The 13,449-nt window shown below is 52.8% G+C and carries 10 protein-coding genes; 3 read left to right on the plus strand and 7 right to left on the minus strand.

Annotated features, from left to right (window positions below; all coding sequences use genetic code 11):
• Nucleotides 1-196 precede the first annotated feature (196 nt).
• Together ileS and A0U42_RS00820 are read right to left on the minus strand one after the other, a co-directional pair.
• Nucleotides 197-2,992, minus strand: a complete 2,796-nt coding sequence (gene ileS, locus A0U42_RS00815) for an isoleucine--tRNA ligase (RefSeq protein ID WP_065359493.1) — start codon at nt 2,990-2,992, stop codon at nt 197-199.
• 331 nt (nt 2,993-3,323) lie between these two features.
• Nucleotides 3,324-4,730 (minus strand): sodium:alanine symporter family protein, encoded by a 1,407-nt coding sequence (locus A0U42_RS00820; RefSeq protein WP_065359494.1) that lies wholly within the window; start codon nt 4,728-4,730, stop codon nt 3,324-3,326.
• Nucleotides 4,731-4,901: 171 nt separating this feature from the next.
• Between A0U42_RS00820 and A0U42_RS00825 the strand changes: the two genes are divergently transcribed.
• From A0U42_RS00825 to A0U42_RS00835, 3 genes are read left to right on the plus strand one after another with little or no spacing between them, the layout of a single operon-like run.
• Nucleotides 4,902-5,393, plus strand: coding sequence for an HD domain-containing protein (locus A0U42_RS00825; RefSeq protein ID WP_065359495.1), 492 nt, complete (start codon nt 4,902-4,904; stop codon nt 5,391-5,393).
• Nucleotides 5,394-5,411: 18 nt separating this feature from the next.
• Nucleotides 5,412-6,134 carry an NAD-dependent protein deacylase gene (locus A0U42_RS00830; protein ID WP_065359496.1) on the plus strand — a complete coding sequence of 241 codons (723 nt, stop codon included), beginning with the start codon at nt 5,412-5,414 and terminating at the stop codon, nt 6,132-6,134.
• Between the two features lie 28 nt (nt 6,135-6,162).
• A complete protein-coding gene (locus A0U42_RS00835) occupies nt 6,163-6,747 on the plus strand; it encodes a flavodoxin family protein (protein ID WP_065359497.1) in 585 nt (194 codons plus the stop codon).
• 72 nt (nt 6,748-6,819) lie between these two features.
• Here A0U42_RS00835 and A0U42_RS00840 read toward each other — a convergent pair whose 3' ends face one another.
• The 5 genes from A0U42_RS00840 to A0U42_RS00855 form a co-directional block, all read right to left on the minus strand.
• The gene (locus A0U42_RS00840) at nt 6,820-7,458 is read right to left on the minus strand and encodes an NAD(P)-dependent oxidoreductase (RefSeq protein ID WP_065359498.1); all 639 of its coding nucleotides are present in this window, start codon (nt 7,456-7,458) and stop codon (nt 6,820-6,822) included.
• Between the two features lie 191 nt (nt 7,459-7,649).
• Complete coding sequence (locus A0U42_RS00845; RefSeq protein WP_065359499.1) at nt 7,650-10,016, minus strand: endonuclease MutS2; 2,367 nt, start codon at nt 10,014-10,016, stop codon at nt 7,650-7,652.
• A gap of 17 nt (nt 10,017-10,033) precedes the next feature.
• Nucleotides 10,034-10,702 (minus strand): peptidase U32 family protein, encoded by a 669-nt coding sequence (locus A0U42_RS11755; protein WP_255304067.1) that lies wholly within the window; start codon nt 10,700-10,702, stop codon nt 10,034-10,036.
• The gene (locus tag A0U42_RS00850) at nt 10,599-12,227 is read right to left on the minus strand and encodes a U32 family peptidase (RefSeq protein ID WP_255304068.1); all 1,629 of its coding nucleotides are present in this window, start codon (nt 12,225-12,227) and stop codon (nt 10,599-10,601) included. Before A0U42_RS00850 ends, A0U42_RS11755 begins: the two co-directional genes overlap by 104 nt.
• A gap of 35 nt (nt 12,228-12,262) precedes the next feature.
• The gene (locus A0U42_RS00855) at nt 12,263-13,348 is read right to left on the minus strand and encodes an iron-containing alcohol dehydrogenase family protein (protein WP_065359500.1); all 1,086 of its coding nucleotides are present in this window, start codon (nt 13,346-13,348) and stop codon (nt 12,263-12,265) included.
• Between the last annotated feature and the right edge of the window lie 101 nt (nt 13,349-13,449).

Here is a 13,449-nt window from a genome sequence, read left to right on the forward strand (position 1 = left end):
AACAAGGGGTCTTGTGAACAGGAGTGTCCACAAGACCCCAACATTTATTATAGAACCTTCATTTATTATAAAATAAAATTCATAAAATTTCAACACAAAAAATGGATAGCCTATGCTGTCATTGACAGGCATAAACTATCCATTTCGGGACAACCATGAGCTTCCTTACGGATAAGGAAATTTCAAGGTTGAAAATTTATTCGCTTAATACGTGGGCGCAGCGAGCGCAGAGCGTCGGATGAGCGGCATCGGAACCGACGGTGTCGGTGTGCATCCAGCAGCGTTCGCATTTTTCAGCACTCGACGGTACGACGACGACCTTCATGTCGCTGTGGTCTTCACCGGGAACGGCATCGGCCGGAGCTTCGCCTTTGACGAGTTTCGCTTCACTGACGATGAGCAAGGTGGCCAACTGATCCTGCCAGGAGCTGAGGAAATCGTAGTCTTCCCCATCGGCATAGATGGTAACAGCAGCATCGAGGGCGTGACCGATCTTGTGTTCCTGACGAGCTCCTTCGAGGATACGGGTCAGGTCGCGGCGATAGGACAGGAAGTGGTCCCAACGAGCATCGAGGTCGGCATTCAGATATTCTTTATGAACTTCCGGCCAATCCGTAAGGAGGACACTTTCTTCTTTGCCGTCGACGGCAGGCATGTTCTGCCATACTTCTTCCGCCGTGAAGGACAGGACCGGAGCGACGATCTTGACCAGCGTATCCAAGATGATGTACATGGCCGTCTGGGCGCTGCGGCGGACGGGAGCATCCGTCTTTTCCGTGTACAGGCGGTCTTTGATGACGTCGAGGTACATGGCGCTCAAATCGACGGTGCAGAAATTATGGATGGCATGGTACATGACGTGGAACTGATAGTTTTCATAGGCGTCGGTAACTTCTTCGAAGACCTGTTCCATGCGCAGCAGAGCCCATTTATCGAGTTCCGTCATATCCTGGTAGGCGACGGCATCTTTCGACGGGTCGAAGTCGGCCAAGTTGCCCAAGAGGTAGCGGAAGGTGTTGCGGATCTTGCGGTAGACGTCGGAGAGCTGTTTCAAGATTTTCGGCGACAAGCGGATATCGCCCTGGTAGTCAGCCGACGATACCCACAGGCGGAGGACATCGGCACCGTATTTTTCGATGACTTCCTGCGGTGCTACGGTGTTGCCGACGGATTTACTCATCTTGCGGCCTTCGCCGTCGACAGTAAAGCCGTGGGTCAGAACCGATTTATACGGAGCATAGCCGTTGACGGCAACGGACGTGAGGAGCGAGCTGTTGAACCAGCCGCGATGCTGGTCCGAGCCTTCGAGGTACATTTCGCAGGGATAATCGAGGTCCGGATCGTGCTTGAGGACGCCCTGATGGGTGCTGCCGCTGTCGAACCAAACGTCCATGATGTCGCTTTCCTTGCGGAAATGGGTGCCGCCGCAGTGGGGGCATTTATAGCCTTCAGGCATCAATTCCTTGACGTCATACATCCACCAAGCGTCGGAACCGTCTTTAGCAAACATATCCTGGAGGTGAGAAATCGTTTCATCGTTGATGATGTGTTCCCCGCAGTCTTCGCAGTAGAAAATCGGAATGGGGACGCCCCAGACGCGCTGACGGGAGATGCACCAGTCGCCGCGGTCGTGGATCATATTGTAGATGCGGTCATGGCCCCAAGACGGGATCCATTTGACCGTATCGATGGCATCGAGGGCCTTTTGACGGAAGCCGTCGACGGAAGCAAACCACTGTTCCGTTGCCCGATAGATGATCGGGTTCTTGCAGCGCCAGCAGTGCGGATACTGATGGCGGAAGGTGCTTTTTGCAAAGAGGGTGCCCTGTTCAGCCAATTTCTTGATGACCGGTACGTTGGCATCGAAGACGAACTGACCTTCAAAGCCGGGAACCTTATCGGTATAGCGGCCGGAGCCATCGACAGTGCCCAAAGGTTTGAGGCCCCAGGCTTCATACTTCATGCAGACATCAAAGTCATCCTGGCCGTGGTCAGGAGCCGTGTGAACGAGGCCCGTGCCGGCTTCGAGGGTGACGTGGTCACCGAGGATAACCGGGACCTTGCGGTCGTAGAAGGGATGCATGAAGACCATGCCTTCGAGCTGTTTGCCCGTCATGACGTCGGGCAGGACTTCATAGTCCGTAACCTTACCGGCCTCCATGGTAACGGCAACTCGTTCTTTAGCCATCAGGAGATATTCATCGCCGACGCGGACCCAGACGTATTCCAGGTTTTCGTTGGCACTGATTGCCAGGTTGCAGGGAATGGTCCAAGGCGTCGTCGTCCAAATGAGGGCAAATACCTTTTCCGGATCGGCATCTTTCGGCATATGGCCGCTGACGTCGACGGATTTGAACTTGACGTAGATGGAGAACGATTTATCGTCGTTGTATTCGATTTCAGCTTCAGCCAGAGCCGTTTCGCAGTGCGGGCACCAGTAAACGGTCTTCAGACCTTTGTAGATATAGCCTTTTTTAGCCATTTCGCCAAAGACGCCGATTTGAGCGACTTCGACGTGTTTGCGAAGGGTCAGGTAGGGATCTTCCCAATTCCCGAGAACGCCCAGGCGGATGAAGTCTTTCTTCTGTTCTTCGACGCGGGCTAAGGCGTAATCGCGGCATTTAGCACGCAAGTCAAGGGGCGTCATTTCGTGGCGATTGAGGCCTGTATCCTTGATGACGGCGTGTTCAATCGGAAGGCCGTGGGTATCCCAGCCGGGAACATACTTGGTATAGCAGCCCTGCTGGGTCTTATATTTAAGGATAATGTCTTTTAATACTTTGTTTAAAGCATGGCCGATATGAATCTTGCCATTGGCATAGGGAGGGCCGTCGTGCAGAATGAACTTAGGCGCTCCGTCCCGTTTCTGCAAGCGTTTTTTATAAATGTCATGATCCTGCCAAAATTTCAAAAAGTCCGGTTCCCGTTTCGGCAAATTGCCGCGCATGGGGAATTCCGTCTGGGGCAGATGTAAAGTCTTACCGTAATCCATGATGCTTCCTCCTCTTATCTGTGTGAAAAAAAATAACGTCTCCGTCCCAAAAAGGGACGAAGACGTAATCACCGTGGTACCACCCTATTGACTGCTCACGCAGCCACTTTGACGCAATATAACGATGCGACCCGGCAGCTGGTTCGCAGCTGCAGCTCCCAAGTGATCCGTCGATATACAGCCTCTGCCGGGCTCTCACCGTCCCCGGTTCGCTAAAAAGGCTGGGCCATATCGACCGTCTTGTTCATAGCTTTTACGCTTAATTATTTAATACAATTATCATTGTATATAAGCGTATTGTAAGGTCTCTCCCCCTATTTGTCAAGAGGATTTATTTCCAATACTGTACCGTGCTTTCGTCGATACCGATAGCAGCGGCTTTAAAGACCGGAATTTGCCCTGCTTCACGCTGCTGCTGATAATCCTTCATGGCATTGACGGCGACTTTGCTGAGGATAAAGCAGGCCGGGATGTTGATGAAGCACATGATGGCCATCAGGATGTCGGCAATGGCCCAAACGGCAGCCATGGACATGCCGGCACCGATGAAGACGACGGCGATGCAGACGAGGCGGAAGCTATAGACGAAGCTCTGAGACGGAGCCCCTTTATGGATGAAGCGGATACAGTTATCGACGTAGTATAAGTTGCCGATGAGCGTCGAGAAACCGAAGAGGAGCATGCAAAGCGTAATGAGGAGCGGTCCGAATCCGCCGAAGACGGCCGAAGCGGCACTCTGTACGTAAGCGGCACCGGCGACTTCTTTGGTAATGGGGACGCCCGAGAAGAGTCCCATGAAAGCCGTAGCACTGCAGACTAAGAGGGTATCGATGAAGACCGACAGCATCTGAACCAAGCCCTGTTTAACGGGATGGCTGACGTCAGCGGCAGCGGCAGCGTTCGGAGCCGAACCGATACCGGCTTCGTTCGAGTACAGACCGCGCTTGATGCCGTAGATCAGGCAGGAACCGGAAACGCCGCCTAAGATGGATTCAAAATCAAAGGCATCAGCGAAGATCATGGCAAAGACCTGCGGCAGGCTGGAAATATGAGCGACAACGACGACTAAGGCTGCCAGAATGTAGATGGCGCCCATGACCGGAACCATGATCGACGTAACCTTGATGATGCGCTGACCGCCGCCGATAAGGCAGTAAGCGACGAGGGCTGCAAAAACGGCACCGAGAATCCACGGCGTCATCGTCGGATCATAGAAATCGTAAACGAGGAAGGTCGACTGCATATTAAATGAACAGAGGAGGTTGAAGCCGCCGGCATAGGTAAGAATCAAGGATAAGGCAAAGAGGACGCCCAAGCCCCGATTATGCATGGCCGTTTCAATGTAGTAAGCCGGGCCGCCGTAACTGTTTCCTAAGGCGTTGCGGCGTTTGTAAACCTGAGCCAGGGTACTTTCGATAAAGGCCGTGGCGCCGCCGATGATGGCGATGATCCACATCCAAAATACGGCCCCCGGACCGCCGAGGCAGATTGCCGTCGATACGCCGATGATGTTGCCCGTACCGACGCGGGATGCCGTCGAAACCATGAGAGCCTGGAAAGACGATACGTTTCCGTCTTTCGTCGGTTTTTCCATGACGACGCGGATACTTTCAGCGAACATACGAAGCTGGATGAGCCGTGTTTTCCACGAGAAAACGAGGCCGGCTGCAACGAGGATGACCATTAAAATCGGATAATAAAGGACATCGTCAAGGTAATTCAGGACGTCCATGACCATAAAACCACTCCTAACCATAATGAAAAAATGATAAATAAATGTAACAATTCCTATAAAAAATCATAAGATATAAATGGACACTTTGTCAATGGTTTTTGACAAATTAGCACAGGATAATTTTTATAATCATTCATTATGTAGTATAATGGCTGTAGAAAGGCAGGCGTTTTTATGATATCCATCGAGCAGGTCATCCAAAAGGCCGTCGCCTATGACAAAGGCGACGCCCGGCGTATCCACCATTTCCTGAAAGTCTATGCCTATGCCGACACCATCGGCCGGTTAGAAGGACTTTCAGAAGACCGGCAAACCATCCTCCAAACGGCGGCCGTTCTCCACGACATCGGTATTCATCGGGCCGAAGAAAAATACGGCTCCTCGTCAGGCCATTTTCAAGAACTCGAAGGGCCGGAACCGGCTCGATTCATCCTCGAAGAACTAGGAGCCCCGGAAAAACTTATCGACAGGGTTTGCTTTCTCATCGCCCATCACCATACCTACAGCGGTGTCGACGGGGTTGATTACCAAATTCTGTTGGAAGCCGATTTCTTGGTCAACGCCTATGAAGATCAACTGAAGCCGGAAGCCATTCGGACCTTTAAAGAAAAAGTGTTCCGCACCAAAACGGGACTCGAATTATTAAAAGATACTTATGGAGTCTAACGAAGGGAGTTTTTTTCTATGACAGCAATTGAAAAGTTCGTCGACATGGTCAAACATTCGGACAACATCGTATTTTTCGGCGGCGCCGGCGTCTCGACAGAAAGCGGGATTCCCGATTTCCGCAGCACCGACGGCCTCTATAACCAGCACTACAAATACCCGCCGGAAACGATACTCAGCCACACCTTCTTCCGGGAACAACCGGAAGAATTCTACCGCTTCTACCGCGACAAGATGCTGGCCCTCGACGCCAAACCCAACATGGCCCATATCAAGCTGGCAGAACTGGAAAAGGCCGGAAAACTAAGGGCTATCGTCACCCAGAATATCGACGGCCTCCATCAAAAAGCCGGCAGCCAGAACGTCCTCGAACTCCACGGCAGCGTCCACCGCAACTTCTGCACCCACTGCCATAAATTCTTCGACGCCCAGTACATGAAGGACTCCACCGGCATTCCCAAATGCGACGCCTGCGGCGGCACCATAAAGCCTGACGTCGTCCTCTACGAAGAAGGCCTCGACAACGACGTCATCGAACAGTCCCTGCACTATATCAGCCAGGCTGACATGCTGATCATTGGCGGCACGAGCCTCGTCGTCTACCCCGCCGCCGGCTTAGTCCGCTATTATCGCGGCAAAAAACTGGTACTCATCAACAAGTCGACGACCGACATGGACAGCGCCGCCGACCTCGTCCTCCACGACGCCATCGGTGACGTCTTCAGCCATATCGTCCTATAAAAGTCCTTCGTTCGTGAAAGGAACTCCGATGAAAATCACCATTCTCATGAGCAGTCCCAGAAAAAACGGCAACACCAAACAGTGTCTCGATCCCTTCTGTGACGAATTGAAGAACCTGGGACATGCGTACCAAATCTTTTGGCTCTATGACTATCAGATAGATCCGTGCTACGCCTGTCGCGGCTGTCAACAGGACTGGCAGCACTTCGCCTGCGTCCGCCGCGATGACCTCGCGCCCATTGCAGGCGCTGTCCTGGAGAGCGACCTCATCGTCCTGGCCACGCCCATCTACTCCTGGTACTGTCCGGGACCGCTGAAGAATGTCCTCGACCGCTTCGTCTACGGCTTCAACAAGTACTACGGCGATGAGGTAGGACCCTCTCTCTGGGCCGGCAAAAAAGTAGCCCTCATGGTGACCTGCGGCTATAAGCCCATCCACGGGGCCGACCTCTTTGAAGAAGGCATCAAGCGCTACTGCAAACACTCCAAGCTCGAGTACCTCTCCCTATTCGCCGAACGCCACTTAGGCTATAAGACAGTCTTTATGGACGACAAAAAGGCCGAACACGCCCGCCAGTTCGCCCGAGAAATCACGACAAATTCTAAAACATAACATCATACAAAAAAGCTTCCACGAAGGATTTTTTCTTCATGGAAGCTTTTTCTATATAATCTATATAATTCGTTATGCTTCGACGACGCTGATGCGCTGTTTGATATGGTCGCCCTTTTCGATTTCATCGACCATAGCAATGGCATAATCGGCGTAGGAGATAATCGATTGGCCCTTGCTGTTCAGGGTAAATTCTTCGCCGGCCAGGATATATTTCCCGGTCCGTTCACCGTCAGCACGGAAATCGGCAGCCGGGCTGATATAAGTCCAATTGACGTCGTCGTGACGGCGAAGCAATGCGAGGGCATCACCCATAGCTGTGGCGACCGGCTTATAGTCATCGGGAAAGTCCGGCGTATCCGACAAGGCCGTGGTATGTTCCTTGTCGACAAAGAGCGATCCGGCACCGCCGACGATGAGCAGGCGAGTAGAACTTCCGCTTAAAATCCGGCTAAGGTGTTCTGTCGTCGTCGAATGAGCCGGCAAGGTTTCCGGTGTCCAAGCACCGAAGCCGTCGACGACGGCGTCAAAGCCTTTCAGGTCGTCTGCTGTCAAATCTAAAATATCTTTCTGTACATAATGCTGAGCATCAGTCATGTTTTCAGCTTTGCGGCCAAAGGCCGTAACGTCAAAACCGCGGTTAACGGCTTCGGTAATAACTTTGCGGGAAACTTTCCCACCGGCAGCAACAACAGCAATTTTCTTTGTCATAATACAACACCCTTTCTCTTTTCATAGGATACACATAAATATTGTCTTTAGATGTAATATAATTGATTACAATTAGGATAGTTGTAATATATCATATTACAACTATCCTGTCAACGATTTCCCCGAAAGATTTACAAAAAAAATCCCCTGCCTTTTGATTATTTACCAAAAGACAGAGGATTCTGCACTCATTAAAAATAGACTAAGGTAACGCCGGCACCGCCACCGTCGACGTCATCGAGCTGATACTTTTTTACGAAGGGCTGGTCATCCAAAAAGGCATGGATTTGCCGGCGCAGGGCACCGCTTCCCTTGCCGTGGATGATTTTTACCGGACTGAAACCGGCAGCCAGGGCCTGATCGAGGAAACGTTCGACATCGGGCAGGGCCTCGCTAAAGGTCTTGCCGATGATGTTGAGCTCCGTCGCCACCCGGGATGAGCGGATGGGACGATAGGAAGAGCTGGCGGCAGCCTTCTTTTCAGCCTGTTTTTCTTTCTTCAATTCGTCGAGATAAGGTGCGCTGACGTCACTGAATTTGACGCGGACCGTCATGCCTCGCAAGGATACAGTCAGCTGCTTGCTGCCCATGTCTTCGACGGTACCGATACTGTCCAAGGTGTTGACGAAGACCTGCTGCCCCACCTTTAACTGACTGCGGTCGATGGGATCGCGGTGCGGTTTTTCTGCTTCGGGCAGGGAAATCTGCTGGATCGCCCGACGAGCCTGCTCAATGGCCCTCGCCTTTTCGCGATCGGACAAGGTTTCTTTGGTCTGAGCCTTGAGTTCACGGATAATCTTTTCGGCTTCGATGCGGAGACTGCGTTTAAGGTCGACGGCATCACGGCGGCTGGCATCGATGATATCCTGCCGCTTGGACGTGACCTTGTCCTTTTCCCGACGCAGGTCATCTTCCAATTTCCGAGCTTCCTTCAGGCGATACGTCAGTTCTGCCTGTTCTTCATCCAACTTCTTAGCCTGGGCATTGAGCTGAGTCAGGACTTTTTCCATATCCATGTCCTGGGCTTTGCTGCGCAGTTCCTTGGCCTTTTCGAGAACCGATTTAGGCATGCCAAGCCGTTCGCTGATGCTGAAAGCATGAGAGCTGCCGGCCGAGCCGATGCGCAGTTTATACGTCGGCTTCAGGGTTTCCATATCGAATTCGACGTGGCCGTTTTCAATGCCCGGCGTATTATAGGCGTAGTTTTTCAAATCATTGTAATGGGTCGTGACCATGACATAAGATTCCTTCTGATAGAGGGAGTCCAAGATGGCGATGGCAATGGCACTGCCTTCTGCCGGGTCGGTCCCAGAGCCCAGTTCGTCGGCCAGGATGAGGTCGTCCGGACCGCAGTGCTTCAAGATATAGACCAGCTGCTTCATATGGCTGGAAAAGGTACTCAGGTTCTGAGAGATATCCTGTTCGTCACCGATATCGGAAAAGACGTCGCGGAAGACGGGCAGTTCCGACGATTCCTCAACAGGGATAAAAAGTCCTGCCTGGTGCATGAGGACCAAGAGGCCCAAAGTCTTCATGGATACAGTCTTACCACCGGTATTGGAACCGGTAATGAGCAAAATCCGGTAGTCGCCGCCGAGGACGATCGTATTAGGCACGACATACTTGGCATCGATGAGGGGATGGCGGGCCTGGATGAGCTTGATCTGCCGCGTCTTGGAAACGGCAGGACGGCAGGCCTTCATCTGCCGAGCTAATTGGGCCTTGGCGAAGATGAATTCCAACTGACCGACGCAAAGGGTGCTGTCATAGAGTTCTGTGTACTGCTGTTGAACCTTAGCCGTCAGACGGCGGAAAATCCGTTCGATTTCCCGCGTTTCTTCAATACGGGCCGACTGCAGGTCGTTGTTAGCGTTGACGATGGCCAAGGGTTCGATGTAGAGAGTTGAACCACTGGCCGACGTATCGTGGACGATGCCGGGAAAGGCATGGCGGTATTCCTGCTTGATGGGAATGACGTAGCGGTTGTTTCGCACGGTAACTAAAGCATCCTGGAAAAATTTCTGGTACTCTTTATTTTGCAGGACGTTATTGACATAGCGCTTCGTCTGCCGTTCCAGTTCGACGATGCGGCTGCGAAGGCGCATCAACTGCGGTGACGCATTGTCGCGAATCTGGTGGTTGTTGTCAAAGACCGTGGCAAAAGAATGGGAAAGCTGCGAAAAGTCACCGATAACCTCGGCCTGTTCAGCCAGGTGCGGGTATTCTACTGCCCGGTCAGCAAAAAAAGAACTGATTTCACTATAATGCTGAAGATTGTTCCATACATCTATACATTCACGAGAATCAAGGGTTACTTCGCGCTTGGCTTTTTCCAGAGCCTGCCGGATGTCGACGATGCCGCCAAAAGGCGTGCCGGTCTCGGTCTGCGTGCAGCGGACGGCTTCTTCCGTGTCGGTCAACTGCCGGTCAATGGCTTCGGCATCGCTCATCGGTTTCAAACGACGGGCGATTTCCTTCGACAAGCGGGATGGAGCCAGGCGCACCAACATGTGCTGAATCTGGTAGAATCCCAAAATTCTCATACTTCGTTTATTCATCTATGAATACTCCTGTATTATAAAATTCCATGGAAGAAGTGACCCCGGGTAACGGTCTGGTCTTCTTTTCCCAGAACCAAGGTTTCCGTCCCGTCACAGAGGCGGCGGTAGCGGGAAACCTGCTCGGCCAGCCACTTCGGACTGCGGCCTCGGCCTTCGATGCGAATGGCAGCAATGCCGGCCCGGACGAGGTCCTTATAGTAGGGCGCCATATCAAGATCGCGGCTGTTTAAGATGTGATTGCGGCAATATTGGTCCGTGGCAACGGGAAACTCTTCATCCCGCCGATCGCGCAGGGCATAGGCTCCTCCCTGGCAGATATTGGGACAGCCCTTCTTTTTACCATTGCCGGCAAAGGATGAGATGACACACGATTCGGTGACCATCATTTCTACACGGCCTTCGACGACGGCTTCAACAGGACAAGGACTCTTGCGGGCCATGTCACGGATCTGTCGCAGCGTCGCTTCAAGAGACGCCGTGATGCCGCTGCAGCCGAGGGACGCATAGGCTGAGGCAGCCTGACTGTTGAAGATATTAAGAGACCAGTCTCCTCGGATAGGAAGGCCGCTGCCGACCTTTTTAGCCATCGTAAAGACAGCCATGGCGCCGACGTAAATGCCGTCGATGCCGGGATGCAGCAGCCCGTTCGAGTTCGCTCTGTACGGCCGCTCTATGGGCTTCACGAACGATGCGCGGCGTCCCGGCCCATAAGGCCGCACCGTGATCGTGAGCCGCCTTGACGGCTGCCTGCCAGTCTTCCTGCCGGAAAGGACGATGGTGGTACGATTCGCCGCCGAAGATAATGACGTCTGCCCCCTTTTCGGCCGCTGCCATGACGCCGTCGACGGTGTCGCAGCGGACGACGAGTTCCATAGCCTCAGCTTTTTTAGCTTCAACGACCGTTTCCGATATCGGCACCACCGTACCTGCCGACGGACGCTGATAATCATCCAAAATAACTTCCGTCAGCGCGTCGGCGGCCTGACGGCGAAGGTCATTTAAGACGCTGGCCGGAATCATCTTCGTTTCATCCCAGGCCGTCACCTCGGTCAGGACGAAAGGCGTCTCACCGAGGCGTCCCAACTGTTTTTTCAGGTAATCGATCGTTGCCGGACGCTTCGAAGCCGGCTGAGGCTGAAAGTCCGCCGCAACCACTACCGTATGGGCCTTTTCATCCCACAGGGTAAGCTCTAATCGCCCATCACCGTCGACATCGACATGGGCGTAAATCGGAATCTTTCGCGTAAGGCCAACGGCGGCATCGGATGCCGTCTGCCGGCCTGAGGGATTCTTCTCAGTCAAGGTTCGGCGCTGGACCGTCCCTCTTAAAAAATCATCCTGGTAGCTGCGGTTAAAGGCTGCGGTCAGCAAGGCTGCCGCTTCATCATGAGCCTCTTTACGGGCTTTCGGGCTGCTGTTATGGGCATCGAGGACCTTGCGGTACGCCGTGACGACGGTCCTGACATAGGTATCTCCCTTCATGCGCCCTTCTATTTTAAAGGACGTGACCCCGGCATCGAGGAGGTCGTCGATATAATCAAGGCCTTTTAAATCCTTGAGGCTGAGTACATAGGCTTCTTGTTTCATGACCGCTTTGCCATCGCGAACTAAGGTATAAGGCTGACGGCAAGGCTGGGCACAAGCCCCGCGATTTCCGCTGCGGCCGCCGAGGAAGCTGCTCATCAGGCACTGGCCGGAATAGGCCATGCAGGATGCCCCGTGGATGAATACCTCAATGGCAAGAGGCGACGAAGCACAGACCGACTGTATATCGGCAAGAGATAATTCACGAGATAAGACGGCCTGAGTGAAGCCGTTTTCTTCCAAGAAACGGACACCGTCAGCATCGGCAACGGTCATCTGCGTACTGCCGTGAAGGGGCAGGTCGGGCACGACGCGGCGAGCTAAGAGTGCCACCGCCATGTCCTGGACGATGATTCCGTCGACACCGGCCTTATCAAGAGACTTCAAATAGATTGTCAGGTCATCGAGTTCCATATCGGCCATGAGAATATTGACCGTGACGTATACTTTTACGCCAAATAAATGGGCCGTTCTTACGGCTCGGACGATTTCTTCATCGTCTAGATTATGTGCAAAGCGGCGGGCATTGAAGCTCTTGCCGCCAAAATAAACGGCATCGGCACCGGCATCAATGGCCGTAAGTACGTTATCTAAAGAGCCTGCCGGCGCTAATAATTCTGCCATACTATTCCTCCTATATTGAATCAGGCGGCCTCCGCTTACAGCCCTTTGTAGATTGTCGTCAAATTTGCGGCCGTTACGTCATAAGGCGTTCGCTGAATACCGCTGGTCGGCAGTGTCATGGTGACGAACTTTTTAATTTCATCATCGGTGAGTCCTACCGTATCGCCCATAAGATCCGTCATAAGGGCTGCAAAGTCTTCGCTCCCGGAAAGGCCGAGGATGGCCCAGACGCGTTCCGCCTTATCGGACATTGATTCTTCCATGAGTTTCATGTAAGCCGGCAAAAGCAGGCCGTTGGCCCGGCCGTGAGTGATGCCGCGATAATAGGTCAGCATGTAGCCCATGCTGTGAACCATGGTCGTTCCCGTCTGGGCAATGGTAAGACCGGCCAGCATAGACCCATAAAGCAAATCTTCCCGGACGGCATAGGGAATATCCCCCTTCAAGTCGGTCAGATGGAGGCCGATAAAGCGCATGGCTTCTTCGGCCCAGACGTCGCTCATGGGCGTCGACATGGTGGACATATAGCCTTCCACGGCGTGACTCAAGGCATCGATGGCCGTGTCGATGGTAACGGTCTGGGACACGCTTTCCGTATAAGTCGGGTCGGCAAAGGCATAGACCGGAAAAATGAAGGGCGTATTGATGGACTGCTTGGTCCCGGCATGAACATTAGTAAGGACACTGACTTTGGTCACTTCACTCCCCGTTCCGGCCGTCGTCGGCACGGCCACAATGGGCAAGGGCTTTTTGTAAGGTCCTTTGAAAAGCCGTTCATCGTCGAGATCATCCGTGCAGAGCAGGGCAATGGCCTTAGCGGCATCCATGGGTGAACCGCCGCCGATACCGACGACGAAGTCAACGCCCTTCTCCTTGGCAAGAGAAGCGGCTCTGCGGATCGTATCGATAGAGGGATTGTTTTCAACATCGTCAAAGAGATACCAGGCAATGCCTAATTCATCAAGTTTTCCGGTAATAGCATCTTGAGAGCCGTTGACCTTGGCGGAATGACGGCCTGTGACCAATAAGGCCCGTTTCCCCAAACCGGCTAACACCTGACCAGACTCGGCAATACAGTTTTTCCCGAAAAACACCTGCGTCGGCATATAATAGGTAAACATAAAAAATCCCCCTTTATGATAAGTAACATCGTTTATTTTCCTATACATTTTATCATCTTTGAGGCTCAGAGGCCAGTTTTCTGGCTCTTTGTCAAATGTTG

Origin of the sequence: Megasphaera sp. DISK 18, assembly GCF_001682955.1 — a bacterium.
Classification (GTDB): domain Bacteria; phylum Bacillota; class Negativicutes; order Veillonellales; family Megasphaeraceae; genus Megasphaera; species Megasphaera massiliensis.

Excerpts from the sequence above, each read along its gene's own strand:
- ileS (WP_065359493.1), bottom strand. The coding sequence starts at position 2,992 with ATGGATTACGGTAAGACTTTACATCTGCCCCAGACGGAATTCCCCATG.
- A0U42_RS00820 (WP_065359494.1), bottom strand. The coding sequence starts at position 4,730 with ATGGTCATGGACGTCCTGAATTACCTTGACGATGTCCTTTATTATCCG.
- A0U42_RS00825 (WP_065359495.1), top strand. The coding sequence starts at position 4,902 with ATGATATCCATCGAGCAGGTCATCCAAAAGGCCGTCGCCTATGACAAA.
- A0U42_RS00830 (WP_065359496.1), top strand. The coding sequence starts at position 5,412 with ATGACAGCAATTGAAAAGTTCGTCGACATGGTCAAACATTCGGACAAC.
- A0U42_RS00835 (WP_065359497.1), top strand. The coding sequence starts at position 6,163 with ATGAAAATCACCATTCTCATGAGCAGTCCCAGAAAAAACGGCAACACC.
- A0U42_RS00840 (WP_065359498.1), bottom strand. The coding sequence starts at position 7,458 with ATGACAAAGAAAATTGCTGTTGTTGCTGCCGGTGGGAAAGTTTCCCGC.
- A0U42_RS00845 (WP_065359499.1), bottom strand. The coding sequence starts at position 10,016 with ATGAATAAACGAAGTATGAGAATTTTGGGATTCTACCAGATTCAGCAC.
- A0U42_RS00850 (WP_255304068.1), bottom strand. The coding sequence starts at position 12,227 with ATGGCAGAATTATTAGCGCCGGCAGGCTCTTTAGATAACGTACTTACG.
- A0U42_RS00855 (WP_065359500.1), bottom strand. The coding sequence starts at position 13,348 with ATGTTTACCTATTATATGCCGACGCAGGTGTTTTTCGGGAAAAACTGT.